Annotated in this window: 16 protein-coding genes; 2 read left to right on the top strand and 14 right to left on the bottom strand. The window is 73.5% G+C overall.

All coding sequences use genetic code 11. The annotated features are described in order from the left end of the window. Nucleotides 1-17 precede the first annotated feature (17 nt). The 5 genes from ACA514_RS39245 to ACA514_RS39265 are packed head-to-tail and all read right to left on the bottom strand — an operon-like array spanning nucleotide 18 to nucleotide 4,012. Nucleotides 18-590: a 3-hydroxyanthranilate 3,4-dioxygenase gene (locus ACA514_RS39245; protein WP_375046371.1), complete on the bottom strand. Its 573-nt coding sequence runs from the start codon at nucleotides 588-590 to the stop codon at nucleotides 18-20. After that, complete coding sequence (locus ACA514_RS39250; protein WP_375046372.1) at nucleotides 587-1,021, bottom strand: RidA family protein; 435 nt, start codon at nucleotides 1,019-1,021, stop codon at nucleotides 587-589. The genes ACA514_RS39245 and ACA514_RS39250 overlap by 4 nt, the downstream gene beginning before the upstream one ends. After that, complete coding sequence (locus ACA514_RS39255; RefSeq protein WP_375046373.1) at nucleotides 1,018-1,767, bottom strand: 2-keto-4-pentenoate hydratase; 750 nt, start codon at nucleotides 1,765-1,767, stop codon at nucleotides 1,018-1,020. Before ACA514_RS39255 ends, ACA514_RS39250 begins: the two co-directional genes overlap by 4 nt. After that, nucleotides 1,764-2,564: a 2-keto-4-pentenoate hydratase gene (locus tag ACA514_RS39260; protein WP_375046374.1), complete on the bottom strand. Its 801-nt coding sequence runs from the start codon at nucleotides 2,562-2,564 to the stop codon at nucleotides 1,764-1,766. Before ACA514_RS39260 ends, ACA514_RS39255 begins: the two co-directional genes overlap by 4 nt. An 11-nt stretch (nucleotides 2,565-2,575) precedes the next feature. Continuing rightward, entirely contained in the window at nucleotides 2,576-4,012 is a 1,437-nt protein-coding gene (locus ACA514_RS39265; protein ID WP_375046375.1) for a 2-hydroxymuconic semialdehyde dehydrogenase, read from the bottom strand. A 115-nt stretch (nucleotides 4,013-4,127) separates the two neighbouring features. On the opposite strand from ACA514_RS39265, the gene ACA514_RS39270 reads away from it, so the two are divergent. Continuing rightward, a complete protein-coding gene (locus ACA514_RS39270) occupies nucleotides 4,128-5,057 on the top strand; it encodes a LysR substrate-binding domain-containing protein (protein WP_375046376.1) in 930 nt (309 codons plus the stop codon). Here ACA514_RS39270 and ACA514_RS39275 read toward each other — a convergent pair whose 3' ends face one another. From ACA514_RS39275 to ACA514_RS39300, 6 genes are all read right to left on the bottom strand, one after another. Next, on the bottom strand, nucleotides 5,058-5,936 hold the full coding sequence (locus ACA514_RS39275; RefSeq protein ID WP_375046377.1) for an alpha/beta hydrolase: 879 nt from the start codon (nucleotides 5,934-5,936) through the stop codon (nucleotides 5,058-5,060). It abuts the gene before it with no gap. Nucleotides 5,937-6,107: 171 nt separating this feature from the next. After that, nucleotides 6,108-6,860, bottom strand: coding sequence for an amino acid ABC transporter ATP-binding protein (locus ACA514_RS39280; RefSeq protein ID WP_375046441.1), 753 nt, complete (start codon nucleotides 6,858-6,860; stop codon nucleotides 6,108-6,110). Nucleotides 6,861-6,910: 50 nt separating this feature from the next. After that, nucleotides 6,911-7,849 carry an amino acid ABC transporter permease gene (locus ACA514_RS39285; protein WP_375046442.1) on the bottom strand — a complete coding sequence of 313 codons (939 nt, stop codon included), beginning with the start codon at nucleotides 7,847-7,849 and terminating at the stop codon, nucleotides 6,911-6,913. Between the two features lie 13 nt (nucleotides 7,850-7,862). Continuing rightward, the gene (locus ACA514_RS39290) at nucleotides 7,863-8,813 is read right to left on the bottom strand and encodes an ABC transporter substrate-binding protein (RefSeq protein WP_375046378.1); all 951 of its coding nucleotides are present in this window, start codon (nucleotides 8,811-8,813) and stop codon (nucleotides 7,863-7,865) included. Then, the gene (locus ACA514_RS39295) at nucleotides 8,810-9,619 is read right to left on the bottom strand and encodes a deaminated glutathione amidase (protein WP_375046379.1); all 810 of its coding nucleotides are present in this window, start codon (nucleotides 9,617-9,619) and stop codon (nucleotides 8,810-8,812) included. Before ACA514_RS39295 ends, ACA514_RS39290 begins: the two co-directional genes overlap by 4 nt. Next, nucleotides 9,616-10,554 carry a hypothetical protein gene (locus ACA514_RS39300; protein WP_375046380.1) on the bottom strand — a complete coding sequence of 313 codons (939 nt, stop codon included), beginning with the start codon at nucleotides 10,552-10,554 and terminating at the stop codon, nucleotides 9,616-9,618. Before ACA514_RS39300 ends, ACA514_RS39295 begins: the two co-directional genes overlap by 4 nt. A 130-nt stretch (nucleotides 10,555-10,684) precedes the next feature. Between ACA514_RS39300 and ACA514_RS39305 the strand changes: the two genes are divergently transcribed. Then, on the top strand, nucleotides 10,685-12,019 hold the full coding sequence (locus ACA514_RS39305; protein ID WP_375046381.1) for an aminotransferase class I/II-fold pyridoxal phosphate-dependent enzyme: 1,335 nt from the start codon (nucleotides 10,685-10,687) through the stop codon (nucleotides 12,017-12,019). On the opposite strand, the gene ACA514_RS39310 is transcribed toward ACA514_RS39305, so the two are convergent. From ACA514_RS39310 to ACA514_RS39320, 3 genes are read right to left on the bottom strand one after another with little or no spacing between them, the layout of a single operon-like run. Beyond that, nucleotides 11,991-12,479, bottom strand: coding sequence for an NUDIX domain-containing protein (locus ACA514_RS39310; RefSeq protein ID WP_375046382.1), 489 nt, complete (start codon nucleotides 12,477-12,479; stop codon nucleotides 11,991-11,993). The two genes, ACA514_RS39305 and ACA514_RS39310, sit on opposite strands and share 29 nt — an antisense overlap. Further along, nucleotides 12,476-13,114 (bottom strand): LuxR C-terminal-related transcriptional regulator, encoded by a 639-nt coding sequence (locus tag ACA514_RS39315; RefSeq protein WP_375046383.1) that lies wholly within the window; start codon nucleotides 13,112-13,114, stop codon nucleotides 12,476-12,478. The genes ACA514_RS39310 and ACA514_RS39315 overlap by 4 nt, the downstream gene beginning before the upstream one ends. Next, complete coding sequence (locus ACA514_RS39320; protein ID WP_375046384.1) at nucleotides 13,102-14,346, bottom strand: sensor histidine kinase; 1,245 nt, start codon at nucleotides 14,344-14,346, stop codon at nucleotides 13,102-13,104. Before ACA514_RS39320 ends, ACA514_RS39315 begins: the two co-directional genes overlap by 13 nt. Nucleotides 14,347-14,418 lie beyond the last annotated feature (72 nt).

Genomic DNA, 14,418 nt, shown 5'->3' on the forward strand with positions numbered 1-14,418 from the left:
CGTCGAACGCGAGGGGGTCAGGCGCGCGGCGCCGTCTTGGGGACCATGGATTCGGGCCACCGGCGGCCCGGGTGGACGGCGCCGCAGTTCGGGCATTCGCGGTCGCCGCCGTAGAAGCCCTCGAACGCGGGCGGCAGGTCGTCCACGATCGAGCGGACCTGAAGTTCGGCGCGGTGCACGAGGTGGTGGCACTCGGTGCAGTACCACTCGAACGCCTCCGTGAGCCCCTCGGGCCGCGGGATCTCCACCACGAGGCCGATCGAGCCCTCCTCGGGCCGCTGCGGGGAGTGCCGCACGTGCGGCGGCAGCAGGAACACGTCGCCCTCGTTGATCTGAAGGTCGGTGGGCGGCTTGCCCTCCTCCTCCATGACCCGCAGGACCATGTTGCCCCTGAGCTGGTAGAAGAACTCCTCGGTCGGGTCGTCGTGGAAGTCGGTGCGCTGGTTGGGCCCGCCGACCACCATGACGATCAGCCCGGCGTCGTCGAACACCTGGACGTTCCCGACCGGCGGCTTCAGCAGGTCGCGGTGCTCGTCGATCCACGCCTGGAAGTTGAAGGGGCGTCCGAACGTCAGCTGCGGCAGGGTCATGCTCCGGCCTCCTCGCCGTTGCGTGGGATGTGGGCGACGCACGAGATCTCGATGAGCAGGTGCGGGTGCGGGAGTTGGTGGACCGCGACGGTGGTGCGGGCCGGGCCGGTCTCGTCGAAGTACTCGCCGTAGACCTCGTTGTAGCCGCCGAAGTCGTTCATGCTCACCAGGTAGGTGGTGACGCTGACGACGTCGGCCAGCCCTCCCCCGGCGGCCTGCAGCAGGTCGGCGATGTTGCCGATGACGGCGCGGGTCTGCACGCGGATGTCGAGGTCGGTGACGCCCATCGGGTCGGCGCTCGCGCCGGCGAACGTGCCGTCGGGCCGCCGCGAGCTGGTGCCGGAGACGAACACGAAGTCCCCGGCCCGCTTCACATGCGGGAACCGCCCGCGCGGCTTGGCCTTGCCCTCGACGAGGATCGCATCGCTCACCGGGTCGTCACCTCCGCGCTGCCGAGGCCGGCTCCGGTGACGCGGACGTGGGCGTCCTTGGGCAGCGGGACGGCGGCCGTCGCGGCGCCGGCCAGCACCACCCAGCCGGGTTCGAGGGCCATCCCGGCGCCGAGCGCGAGCCGGGCGGCGGCGCGCAGCGACCGGGCCGGGTCGCCGAGGATCGCGGCGGACGACCCGGTCTGCACCGGCCGCCCGTCGATCTCCATGAGCAGCCCGATGTTGGACAGGTCGCGCGGCTCGTGCCAGGCGCCGAACCCGTAGAGGGCGGCGGAGGCGTTGTCGGCGACGACGTCCGGGAGCGTGAACTTGAAGTCCGCGTAGCGGGAGTCGAGGATCTCGAAGCCGACGGCGACGCCCGCCACGGCCGACTCGACCTCGGCGACGGAGCGGACCTCGCGGCCGATCAGGTACACGATCTCCGGTTCGATCCGCGGGTGGATGAGGTTCGACAGGTCCGCCGCGTCCCCGGCCTGCATCCGGTCGGTGAGCAGGCCCCAGATGACGTCGTCCACGCCCATCTGGACCATCTTCGCGCGGCTGGTGAAGCCCATCTTCACGCCGGAGAGCCGCTCCCCGCGCCGGATCCGGTGCTCGACCAGCTCGCGCTGCACCGCGTAGGCGGTCGCCACGTCGAACGGCGCGGCGTCGGTGAGCTTCGGGATCGCGCGGACGTCCCGGGCGGCGTCGTCCAGCGTCGCGGCGAGCGCGTGCACGTCAACGGTCACGATTCCTCCCTGTCCTGGTCGGCGCGGCCGAACGCGACGCGGACGTCGCCGAGGCCGTCGATGCGGGCTTCGAACACGTCGCCGGGCGCGGCGGGCACGACCGGGCCGAGCGCGCCGGTCAGCACCGTGTCGCCGGCGCGCAGCGGGCGGCCGACGCGGGCGAGGGTGTCGGCGAGCCACAGCGCGGCGTTCAGCGGATGGCCGAGGCAGGCGGCGCCGGTGCCGCTGGACAGCTGCTCGCCGCGCCGTTCGATGACCATCCCGCACAGCCGCAGGTCGACGTCCTCGAGCCGGACGGGCCGGTTGCCGAGCGCGTACATGCCGGACGAGGCGTTGTCGGCGACGGTGTCGGCGAGCGTGATGTCCCAGTCGCGGATGCGGCTGCCGACGATCTCGATGGCCGGGAGCGCGAACGCGGTCGCGCGGATGAGGTCGGCGACGGTGTGCCGCTCGTGCGCGAGGTCGTGCTCCAGCACGAGCGCGACCTCCGCCTCGACGCGCGGCTGCAGGACGGCGCCGGCCGGGATCTCGTCGCCGTCCGGGACGGCCATGTCGGCGTACAGCATCCCGAAGTCGGGGCTGTCGACCCGCATCTGCTCCTGGACGGCGCGGGAGGTCAGGCCGATCTTGCGGCCGGACAGCCGCCGCCCCTCCCCGAGCCACCGCTCGGTCATCCGGTCCTGCACGGCGTAGGCGTCGTCGGCGGTCGCGATGAGGTCGCGGACGGGCTCGCACGGGACGCCCGAGGCGTAGGCGCCGAGGATGCGCTCGGCCGCCGCGTCGATGTCGCTGGTCACTTGGCTCGCTCTCAGATCTGGATGCACACGTTGACGGGCTCGGAGAAGAAGTCCAGTGAGTACTCTCCCCCTTCGCGGCCGATCCCGGACGCCTTGACGCCGCCGAAGGGCGTGCGGAGGTCGCGCAGGTTCCAGCAGTTCACCCAGACGATGCCGGTCTCCACCTTCGGCGCGACCCGGTGCGCCCGGGACAGGTCGCGGGTCCACACGGTGGAGGCGAGGCCGTAGGGGCTGTCGTTGGCGAGCCGGAGCGCCTCGTCCTCGGTGTCGAACGGCGCGACGTGGCAGACCGGCCCGAAGATCTCCTCGCGGACGGTCCGGGCCGTCTCGGGGAGTCCGGTGAGGACGGTCGGCTCGACGTGGAAGCCGCCGTCGCGTGCGTCGCCGAACGACGGCGCGCCGCCGCCCGCGACCACGGTGGCGCCCTCCTCGCGGGCGAGCCGGTAGTACGACAGCACCTTGTCGCGATGTGCGGCGGAGATCATCGGCCCGTAGTCCGCGAGTTCCTTCGCGCGTGCGCCGAGCCTCTCCACGAACTCGTCGAAGACCGGGCGCTCGACATAGACGCGCTCGGTGCACAGGCAGATCTGCCCGGAGTGGGTGAAGGACGAGCGGACGGTGCCGTCGACGGCGGCGTCGAGGTCGGCGTCGGCGAACACCAGCGCCGGGTTCTTGCCGCCCAGCTCGAACGAGACCGGCGTGACGTGGTCGGCCGCGTTGCGCATGATCGCCGTGCCGGTCGCGGACTCGCCGGTGAACGCGATGGCGTCGACGCCCGGATGCCCGGTGAGGAACTCGCCGGCCGCGCCGGGGCCGTGCCCGTGCACGAGGTTGAACGCGCCGGCCGGCAGGCCCGCCTGGTCGATGACCCGGGCGAGCAGCGTCGCGGTGGACGGGGTCTCCTCCGACGGCTTGACGACGACCGCGTTCCCGGCGGCGAGCGCGGGCGCGACCTTCCAGGTCATCAGCAGCAGCGGCAGGTTCCACGGCGAGATGATCGCGACGACGCCGAGCGGGCGCCGCACCGTGTAGTTCAGGGCCTGCCCGCCGCCGGCGCTCCAGCCCGGCACCTGCGTGGTGTAGGCGCGCTCGGGCCGCCCGTACAGCAGGTCGGCGTAGGCGCGGAAGTTGCCGATGGCGCGGGGCACGTCGACGGTCTCGGCGAACGCGCGCGGGCGGCCGGTGTCGGCGATCTCGGCGTCCACGAACTCGCCGGAGCGCGCCTGGATCCCGTCGGCGATGCGCCGCATCGCGGCGGCCCGCTCCTCGACGCCGGCCGCGCCCCAGGGGCCGCGCAGCGCCTCGCGCGCCGCCGCGACCGCGTCGTCCACGGCCTCGCGCGGCGCCTCCGGGACGGTGCCGATCTCCGCGCCGTCCGCGGGCGAGACAAGCGGGAAGGCCGGTCCGTCCGAACGGAAGACCCCGCCGACGTAGTGCTCAGCCTTCATCCCGCTCCTCCACGACGTGACCTGCCCCGACGATCAGATCCTCCGCCCGGACAGCTATGCCTTGCAAATACCAAAGATCCGCAGAGCTATGACGAGGCTGTGATATCAAGGCGGCATGCGTGCGATCGACCTGCTCAACGGCCGGCTCAAGCTGCGGCACCTGGTCCTCGTCGTCGCCATCGCCGACCAGGGCAGCGTGCTGCGCGCCGCCGAGCACCTGCGGCTGGCGCAGCCCGCGGTGACGCGCAGCCTGCGCGAGGTCGAGCACATCCTCGGCGTCGAGCTGTTCACCCGCGGACCGCGCGGCGTGACGCCGACGATGTTCGGCGACGCGTTCGTCGAGCACGCCCGCGCCGTGCTGGCCGAGCTGCGCCGCGCCGGCGAGCGGATCACCGGGCTCGCCGACGGCGAGGTCGGCACCGTCACCATCGGCACCCTGCTGGCCGGGTCGAACGTGCTGCTGCCCCGCGCGATCGCGGCGCTGAAGAAGGACCGCCCCGGCATCACCGTGATCGTCCAGGAGGCCACCTTCGACGCGCAGGTGCCGCGGCTGCTGGACGGCGAGATCGACCTGATCCTCGGCCGCCTCAACCCGATCGGCGACCTGCGCGGGCTGCGCCAGGTCACGCTGTACGGCGAGCCGATCCGGCTGGTCGCGCGGCACGGCCATCCGGCCCGCGCCCGCGCCGGACTCACGCTCGCCGACCTGCTCGACTACCCGTGGGTGCTGCCGCTGGAGCAGACCGCGCTGCGCGCCGAGCTGGAGCAGGTGTTCCGCGCCGGCGGCCTGGAGCCGCCCGGCGACCTGGTGGAGTGCACGTCGGTGCTGACCGTCCGGACCCTGGTCCGCGACACCGACATGATCGCCGCGCTGCCGCAGCTGGTCGCCGAGACCGACGCCGACCTCGCGCCGCTGCCGGTGCCGCTGGAGACCGTCCGCCGCCAGGTCGGCGTCACGCTGCCCGCGCACCGCGCGCCGACGCCGTCCGCCCGGCTGATGCTCGACCACCTGCGCCGCGAGGCCGTGAAGATCGCGGCGGCCTGATCACAGCGAGCCGGCCAGGCCGAGCAGCGCCTGGAAAACCGCCGACGCCGGATCGCCGAGGTCGAGCACCACGTCGAAGTGGTCGCGGTCCGGCACGACCATCGCCTCGCCCGCGCCCCACAGCGGCGCGAACCTCCGGGACTGCTCGACGAACCCGGCGCCGTCGTGCTCGGCGACCGCGACGACCGCCGGGCAGCGCCGCCCGCCCGCCAGCAGCGCGGGACTGAGCGCCGCCGCGCGCTCCACGTCCAGCTTCACGTACTCGTTGACGTAGACGCGGGTGATCGGGCGGATGTCGAACAGCCCGCTGAACGGCATGGCCGCCTTCACCACGTCCTCAGGGAGCCCGAACTCCTCCTGCCACCCGCCGACCATCGTCATGCCGGTGAGGTGCCCGCCGGCGGAGCTGCCGCCGACCACGATCCGGTCGGGGTCGAGGCCGTGCTCGCGGCCGTGCCGGTGAACCCACGCGATGGACGCGCGCACCTGCCGGACGATCTCCTCCAGCGTCGCCTGCGGCGCGAGCGTGTAGTCCGGCACCACGGTCGCGATGCCGTGCTCGTGGAGCGTCCGCGCCATGAACGACGAATCCGCTCGCGACAGCGCCATCCAGTAACCGCCGTGCAGGAAAACGAACACCGGCCGCAGGCCGTCGTCGCCGACGCCCCACACGTCCAGCCGCTCGCCGCTCGGCTCGTCGTAGACGATCCCGGGGTGCCCGGGCAGCCCGTCCACGGCCGCCTCCGACTCGGCCCGGTACCGGACCATGTGCCGCTCGAACAGTTCCGGCCCGGCCTTGCGCCGCACGTTGTAGGCGACGTCCAGCTCCTCGTCGCTCAGCTCGTTCCCCGGCCAGTCGTTCAGGTCGACCACGACCACCCACCCCTCCCGGTCCGCCCCAGCCTCCCGCCGCGGCGGCGGAGGGATCAAATACCGGTCTCGTCGGCCGCTATGACCATCGCGCTATGCCCACACCGGCTCCACCGACTCCTGATCGAGAGGACAGGGCCGCGCCCGGTCCCCGGAGGGCGGGACCGGGCGCGGACGGGTTCAGAGGACCTTGCTGAGGAACGCCTTCGTGCGCTCGTTGGACGGGTTGTCGAGCACGTCGGCGGGGCGTCCCGACTCGACGACGACGCCGCCGTCCATGAACACCACGCGGTCGGCCACCTCGCGCGCGAAGCCGATCTCGTGCGTGACGACGATCATGGTGAGGCCCTCCTCGGCGAGGGTCTTCATCGTCTCCAGCACGTCGCCGACCAGCTCGGGGTCCAGGGCGCTCGTCGGCTCGTCGAACAGCATCAGCTTCGGCCGCATCGCCAGCGCGCGGGCGATCGCGACGCGCTGCTGCTGGCCGCCGGACAGCTGCCGCGGGTAGCCGTCGGCCTTGTCGGCGAGCCCCACCTTGGCGAGCAGCTCGCGGGCCCGGTCGCGCGCCTGCCCGCGGGGCTCCCGGCGCACGCCGGTGGGCGCCTCGATGACGTTCTGCAGGACGGTCAGGTGCGGGAACAGGTTGAACTGCTGGAACACCATGCCGATCTCGCGGCGCTGCCGGGTGATCTCGCGCTTGCGCAGGTGCCGCACCTTCCCGCCGGACGCGCTGAACCCGATCAGCTCGCCGTCCACGTGCACCGAGCCGCCGTCGATGGTCTCCAGGTGGTTCACGCACCGCAGGAACGTCGACTTGCCGGACCCCGAGGGCCCGAGGACCACCACGACCTCGCCGGGGTCCACCTCGAGGTCGACGCCCTTCAGCACCTCCAGGTGCCCGAACTTCTTGCGGACGTTGCGGGCGCGGACCATCGGCACTCCGGTACGCGACGCCTCCGGCGGCGTGTCCTTCTCCAGCGTGCTCAAGCGGTCACCTCCGGGGGCGGGACGGGGCGGCGGCGCCGCATCAGGACGAAGTCCCAGAAGCCCTGCCGGGCGTTGCGGGTCGCGCCGCGCGCGTAGTGGTGCTCGATGAACGACTGCCCGACGTACAGGATCGAGGTGATCACCAGGTACCAGAGGCAGGCGACGAGCAGCAGCGGGATGGTCTGGAACGTCCGGTTGTAGATGGACTGGACGGTGTAGAGGAGGTCGGCGAGCGCGATCACGCTGACCAGCGAGGTGGCCTTCAGCATGTTGATCACCTGGCTGCCGGTCGGCGGCACGATGAACCGCATCGCCTGCGGCAGGACGATCCGGCGGAAGGTGCGGACGCCGCCCATCCCGAGCGCCTGCGCGGCCTCGGTCTGGCCGGGGTCGACGGCGAGCAGCCCGCCGCGGATGATCTCGGCCATGTAGGCGGCCTCGTTCAGGCCGAGCCCGAGGATCGCCGCGACCAGCGGGGTGATGAGCTGGTTGGTGCTGCCGTGCGCGAACTCCGGCCCGAAGGGGATCCCGACCGAGAGGCGCGGCAGCAGCGCCGACAGGTTGTACCAGATGACCAGCTGCACGAGCACGGGGATGCCGCGGAAGAACCAGACGTAGAGCCCGCAGGCCGTGCGCAGCAGCGGGTTGTCCGACAGCCGTCCGACCGCGAGCAGGATCCCGCCCGCGATGCCGACCGCCATCGCGATGACGGTCAGTTCGAGCGTGACGGCGATGCCGTCCCCGATGAGGGAGGCGTTGACGTAGCGGCCGACGACGTCCCACTGGAAGTTGTCGTTGGTCCACAGCAGGTGGGCGAACTGGGCCGCGAGGACCAGCACGACCAGTGAGGCCACCCACCGCAGCGGGTGCCGGACGTGCGCGGCGCCGGCCACGTCGACGTCGGCGACGGTGTCGCCGGAGCGCTTCTCGGTCATGGTCACCGCCGGTTCACCCCTCCCTGGGCGCCAGGTTCACGCCCGGCTCGTCGAGCATGTTCGCGGTCAGGCCCCATTCGGTCATGACCTTCTTGTAGGTGCCGTTCTCCATGAGCTTGCGCATCGCCCGCAGCAGGACGTCCTTCAGCGGCGAGTCCTTGGCCACGACGGCGCCCTGGTAGAGGTCGTCGAAGCCGTTGGCCTTGCCGGTGCCCGCGAGCTGCAGGTCGTCGCCGGACTGCTTGACGAAGTAGCCGAGCGGTGCCTGCGAGGAGAAGAACGCGTCGGCGCGGTGCGAGCGGACGGCGAGGGTCGCGGTCGGCTGGTCCTTGTACGACTGGACCTGCACGGCCGGTTTGCCCTGCTGGACGCAGGTCCCGGACTGCTTCTTGGCGACGTCCTCGGCGGAGCCGCCCGCCATCACCGAGATCTTCAGCCCGCAGGTGTCGGCGATGGACCCGATGTGCTTCGGGTTGCCCTTCGGGACGGCGAACACGACGAACTCGCGGACCCAGTCGACGAAGACGTTGTCGCCCTCCCGCTCGGGGAAGTCGCCGATCGGGCCGAGCGCGAAGTCGTACCGGCCGGCCTTGATGCCGGTCAGCTCGCTGGGCAGCCCGTCGACGGTGACGTGCTCGATCTTCACGCCGAGCAGCTGGCTGAGCGCGGTCGCGAGGTCGGCCGAGGCCCCCGACAGCGACCGGCCGTCCGACCCGGCGATCTCGTACGGCGGGAACGAGCCGTTGTTGACCGAGATCAGCTTGCCGGACGCCTTGTTCTTGGCGGGCAGCGCGTCGTGCAGCGCGTGGTCGATGGGCTGGCGCAGGTCGGCGGCCTTGGCCCCCTGCGCGGACTTGCCGTCGCCGAGGATCCCCTCGGCCTCGGGCGGGTTCGCGCCGCACGCGGCCGTCGCGGCGAGCAGCGCGCCCGCGAGGGCGGCGGAGATCGCCGTGCGGCCCCTCATGCCGTCTCCTCTCTCGGCCGGATGGACGGGTCGACCCGGAAGCGCCGGTTCGCCAGGACCGGCAGCCTGCGCCGGGCCTCGTCGAGCTCCTCCCGGTCGGCGACCGCCCACAGCAGCCCGGGCCGGTCGGCGAGCCGGTCGCGGACGGTGCCGAGCGGGTCGACGACCATGCTCGCTCCGATGTTGCGGCGGCCGCACTCGCCGGAGGCCGCCACGTAGCAGGTGTTCTCCAGCGCCCGGGCGGTGACCATGACCTCCCAGTGCCGCTCCTTGGCGGGGCCGCGCACCCAGGCCGCCGGCAGGGCGAGCACGTCCGCGCCCGCGTCGACCAGCAGCCTGGCCATTTCCGGGAATCTTACGTCGTAGCAGGTCATGAGCCCCACCTGCCAGCCGGCGCAGTCGAACACGACCGGCTCGCCGTCGCCGGGGCGGACCCGGTCGGACTCCCGCGCGCCGAACGCGTCGTACAGGTGGACCTTCCGGTAGACGGCGACGATCCGGCCGTCGCGGATCGCGGCGAGGGTGTTGTGCACCTTGCCGCCGCCGGCGGGCTCGTGGATCCCGACGACGACGGTGGTGCGCGAGCCCGCGGTGTGCTCCAGCAGGCCCGTGACGAACGGGCCGTCGAGGGGCTGCGCGGCCTCGGCGATCCGCTCCGGCTCGTCGATGAACAGGGCGAGGGAGTCCTCGGGCAGGACGAGCAGGTCCGCGCCGCCCTCCACGGCCTCGTCGATGAGCGTCACGCAGGTCTTGAGGTTGGTCTGCCAGTCCTCGGTGGAGGCGAACTGGCCCACGGCGATCCTCACGCGAAGACCTCCTCGGCCTTGATGGGGCGGGGCGCGATGCCCTGCTCGTGCAGTTCCTCGCAGAACGCCGCGATCATCGCGGCGTTGGCCTCGGCGCCGTACGGCATCCAGTCGTCGCCGAAGAGGCGCGCCTGCGTCTCCAGCTCGTCCAGCAGCCAGGGCGTGGTGTCGGTGAGCAGGCGGCGGCGCTCCAGCCAGACGCGCTTGGACTCCTCGAACGCGTCCTGCAGCACCTCGGGGAGCCACGGGTGCTCGTCCACGACCTCGCGCTTGAGAGCGAGGATGTGGATGCCGGGGACGAAGCCCGTCCGGGCGAAGTAGTCCTTCTCGGCCTGGCGGTGGTCGCCGTAGAGGTGCCGGAAGCGGCTGTCCGCGGTGAACATCTCCGGCGGCATGAACGGGGTGAAGACGGCGTCGAAGGTGCCGTCGGCGAGCCCGTCGACCAGCGAGCGGTCCGCGACCCGCACGTTGGCGGGCAGCGGACGCGTCCCGACCCGGTCCTTGCCGCTCTCGCCGGTCGTCAGCGGGCCGACGCGCCATTCGATCGCCGACAGGTCGACGCCGTCGGCGCGCAGCAGCGCCCGGGTCCAGGTGTTGCCGGAGTCGGGCCATCCGGTCAGCCCGATCGTCGCGCCCGCCAGGTCGCGGGGCGCGGTGTGCGCGCTGTCGTTCCGGACGAGCACGCAGCGCTGCCGGAAGCCGCGCATCACGAACACCGGCAGCCCGGCGAGCCGCTCGTCGCCGTCGCCGCGCCCGAGGGCGTACCTGCTGAAGGACGTCTCGCCGCCGTGCAGGTCCGGTTCGGCGAGCACGTCCGGGGTGACCTCGCGGGTCTCGATCTCCAGCGCCACGCCGCGGGCGCGCACCCGGCCGGTGAGCAGCGGGACGAGGTGGTCCCAGTCCCGCAGCGCCAGGCGAATACGTGGAATCGGCACAACGCTCCATTTCTGCATGTGAGAGGGGGTTTTGCCGCGCTCTCGGCGCGATGGGACCCGACTTTAGGCCGCGTTTGTACCGCGTACAATGGGTGTTTTGTTACTACACAAAGTTTTGCGCGGAGGTAACGTGATCGACGCGGCGTGGCTGGCCGAGCGCATCGGCGACCGCACGGCCCGGGGCATCGCCGCCTCGATGACCCACCTGATCCGCAGCGGGGACCTCCCGGCCGGGACGCGGCTGCCGACCGTGCGGGGCCTCGCCGCCGAGCTCGGGGTCAGCCCGGGCACGGTCGCCGACGCCTGGTCGACGCTGCGCCGGCACCGCGTCGTCAGCGCCCAGCGGCGCCGCGGCACGGTCGTGATCGGCCCCCCGAACGTGCCGCACCCGGCCCGGTACGAGCGCATCGGCGAGTTCGGCAACCGGCTGGCCGTCGACCTGGCGATCGCGGCGCCCGACCCCGCGCTGCTGCCGCCGCTGGACGCCGCGCTCGCCGCCGGCGCCCGCGCCCCCCGGCTGAACGACTACACCCGCGAGACGATCACCCCGGCGCTGCGCGCGGCCGTCGAGCCCGGCTGGCCGTTCCCGCCGGCCGGGCTGCTCACCGTGGGCGGCGGCTACGAGGGCGTCCAGCTCGTCTGCCAGACCGTCGCGGTGCCCGGCGACCGCGTCGCCGTCGAGGACCCGACCGGCGCCCGCCTGCTGGACATCCTGGAGGCGCAGGGCGCCGAGGTCGTGCCGGTCGCCTGCGACGACGAGGGGCCCGAGCCGGACGCGCTCGCCGAGGCGCTCGCCGCCAAGCCCGCCGCGTTCGTCTACCAGCCGCGCGCCCACACCCCGCGCGGGCACGCGCTGACCCCGGCGCGCGCGGCGGCCCTGGCGGAACTGCTCGCCCCGACCAACACCCTCGCCATCGAGGACGACGGCACCGGGGAGGTGTCGTCCTCCCCCATGGTGAGCGTCGGAGCACACCTGCCCGAGCGCACGGTGCTCGTCCGCTCCTACTCCAAGTCGCACGGCCCGGACCTGCGCATCGCCGTGATCGGCGGCGCGGCGGAACCGGTGGAGCGCGTCCGCGTCCTGCGCAGCTTCGGCACCGGCTGGACGAGCCGCATCCTGCAGGACGCGCTGGCGCACCTGCTGACCGATCCGGCCGCCGTCGCCACCGTCGCCCGGGCCCGCGGCACCTACGCCGAACGCCGCGAGGGCCTCGCGTCCGCCCTCGCCGAGCGCGGCGTCCGCACCGGGAACCGGGACGGGCTGATGCTGTGGGTCCCGGTCGCCGACGAGTCCGCCGCGCTGGTCACGCTCGCGGCGCACGGGGTCGCCGCCGCCCCCGGCAGCCGGTACCAGATCGCCCCGGCCGGCGCCCATGTCCGGATCGCGACCAGCCGTCTCCCCGACGCGCCGCTCGGCGTCGCGGAGCTGGCCGACCTCATGGCGCTGGCGGCGCGTCCCCGCTGACCGGCAGGAGGCCGGGAAGGTCCCCGGCGTGGCTCTGGAGGTAGGCGGCCAGGGTCTCCGGGATGAGGGCGACCGGCGCGAGTCCCGCGGGCGTGCACGGGAAGCGGTCGACGTCGTACCGGCCCTTGGACGGGTCGTCGAACTCCGGACCGTGCCGCAGCGACAGGTCCATCGTGAGAAGGCGGCAGACGTAGAAGACGTTCAGGCGGTGTAGCTCCGGGAGCTGTTCACTGCACGCGAACACCTGGCGGACGGGGCCGGCGGTGGCGCCGAGCTCCTCGTCCAGCTCCCGGCGCAGCGCCGCCTCCGGCCCGGCGTCGGCCGGCTCGATCTTGCCGCCGGGGGTCGTCCAGTAGACGGCGCGGCCGGGCACGGTGCGGCGCAGCAGGACCAGGTCGCCGCCGTCCAGGAGCAGGGCGCGGACGGCCCGCCGGATGCGGGGCGCGGGGCCGCCGGTCATGAGTTGAGGTAGGCGAGGACGGCCAAGACGCGGCGGTGCCCGCCGTCGGTCGGCGGCAGGCCGAGCTTGGCGAACACCGCGCCGATGTGCTTGCTGACCGACCGCTCGGTGATGACGAGCGTGGTCGCGATGGTGGCGTTGTCGAGGCCCTGCGCCATCAGCCCGAGCACCTCCCGCTCGCGCGGCGTGAGGGCCCGCAGCGGGTCGCTGCGGGCGGTCATCAGCTGGGAGACGACCTCCGGGTCCAGGGCGGTGCCGCCGGCGGCGACCCGGGCGAGCGCGTCGAGGAACTCGTCGACCCGGCCGACCCGGTCCTTGAGCAGGTACCCGACGCCCTCCGCGCCGCCGGACAGCAGCTCCGCCGCGTAGGTCTCCTCGACGTACTGCGAGAGCACGAGCACCGGCAGCCCGGGGATCCGCTTGCGCGCCTCGATCGCGGCGCGCAGCCCCTCGTCCCGGAACCCGGGCGGCAGCCGGACGTCCAGGACGGCGGCGTCGGGCCGGTGCTCCAGCAGCGCCGGCAGTACCTCGGGGCCGCTGCCGGCGACGGCGGCGACCTCGTGCCCGTCGGAGGTCAGCAGCAGCACCAGGCCCTCGCGCAGCAGCACGTTGTCCTCGGCGATCACGATCCGCACGGCAGGTCCGCTTCCAGCGTCGTCCCTCCCCCGTCGGGGCTGTCGATGCGGGCGGTCCCGTCGAGCGCGGCCACCCGGCGGCGGATGCCGGCCAGGCCGCTGCCGCGGCCCGCGTCGGCCCCGCCCTTGCCATCATCGCGCACTCTGATCAGCAGCCGGGCGCCTTCGCGGCGGACGGTGACCGACGCGGTGCGGGCGCCGCTGTGCTTGGCGACGTTGGTGAGCGCCTCGGCGACGACGAAGTAGGCGGCGGCCTCGACGGCGGCGGGCGCCCGGCCGGCCCCGTCGAGGTCCATCTCGACCGGGATGTGCTGCCCGGCGGCGAGCGCGCGCACCGCCCCGGCCAGGCCCCGGTCGGACAGGATCGGCGGGTACACGCCGCGGATGACCGTCCGCAGCTGGGTCAGCGCCTCCTCCACGCCGTCGCGGGCCTCCAGGAGCAGCGCGCGGGCGGCGCCCGGGTCGGCGTCGAAGCGGCGGTCGGCGAGGCCGAGCCGCAGCGCGGCGGCGACCAGCTGCGCCTGCGTCCCGTCGTGCAGGTCGCGCTCGATGCGGCGCAGCTCGGCGCCGTGCGCCTCCAGCGCCTCGGCGCGGGTCTCGGTGAGCTCCTCGACCCGCTCGGTCAGGCTGGTGCGGCGGGTGGGGCGCAGCAGCAGCTCCCCCAGCCGGGCCTGCCAGCGCACCAGCCGCGGCACCAGCCACAGCAGCAGCGCCACGTCGAGAGCCGTCTGGAGGAACGGCAGCGTGAGCGCCTGCGGCCAGGTGTACAGGTCCACGAACGCCGACACCGAGCCCTTGGGCGCGGCCCACCACCACAGCGGCATCGACGCCGCGTACGGGATCGCGGGCCAGAGCCCCACGGCCAGCACCGCCATGAGCAGGCCGGTGTACCCGCTCGCCACCATCCACGCGATGTCCCGCCACAGGGCCGGCGACCGCACCATCCGGCGCGCCTCCCCCAGGCCGGTGTCCCTGCCGTCGTGGTACGGCTCGGGGATCTCGCGGCCGAGCACCCGGCCCGCCCGGCGCCGTTCCGCGTTCGCCAAGGCGCGCAGCGGCTTCACCGCGTCCGGAAGCCACGGCAGCGCGACGACCAGCAGGGCCAGGAAGACCAGCAGCGGCGCCAGGCCGAGCAGCGCGGGCACGGTGATGCGCAGCGCGGCCACCAGCCGGCCGGTCGCCTCCGCGCTGCGCCGAAGCGCCGCCGTCACGCTCATCTGTGCCCTTGTCATGTCGCCTCACCGCACACGCTATGTGAGCACGTCGCGCGGCGCACCGGGGCCGGGTCCCCAGCCGATGGTGTA

The sequence above is a fragment of the Actinomadura sp. NTSP31 genome (genome assembly GCF_041951385.1).
GTDB classification, from domain to species: domain Bacteria; phylum Actinomycetota; class Actinomycetes; order Streptosporangiales; family Streptosporangiaceae; genus Spirillospora; species Spirillospora napierensis.

Bases quoted from the DNA above. Each gene is read 5' to 3' on its own strand.
- ACA514_RS39280 (WP_375046441.1), bottom strand. From the start codon at position 6,860: ATGGTCCGCGCCCGCAACGTCCGCAAGAAGTTCGGGCACCTGGAGGTG.
- ACA514_RS39245 (WP_375046371.1), bottom strand. From the start codon at position 590: ATGACCCTGCCGCAGCTGACGTTCGGACGCCCCTTCAACTTCCAGGCG.
- ACA514_RS39265 (WP_375046375.1), bottom strand. From the start codon at position 4,012: ATGAAGGCTGAGCACTACGTCGGCGGGGTCTTCCGTTCGGACGGACCG.
- ACA514_RS39310 (WP_375046382.1), bottom strand. From the start codon at position 12,479: ATGACCGGCGGCCCCGCGCCCCGCATCCGGCGGGCCGTCCGCGCCCTG.
- ACA514_RS39270 (WP_375046376.1), top strand. From the start codon at position 4,128: ATGCGTGCGATCGACCTGCTCAACGGCCGGCTCAAGCTGCGGCACCTG.
- ACA514_RS39290 (WP_375046378.1), bottom strand. From the start codon at position 8,813: ATGAGGGGCCGCACGGCGATCTCCGCCGCCCTCGCGGGCGCGCTGCTC.
- ACA514_RS39285 (WP_375046442.1), bottom strand. From the start codon at position 7,849: ATGACCGAGAAGCGCTCCGGCGACACCGTCGCCGACGTCGACGTGGCC.
- ACA514_RS39320 (WP_375046384.1), bottom strand. From the start codon at position 14,346: ATGACAAGGGCACAGATGAGCGTGACGGCGGCGCTTCGGCGCAGCGCG.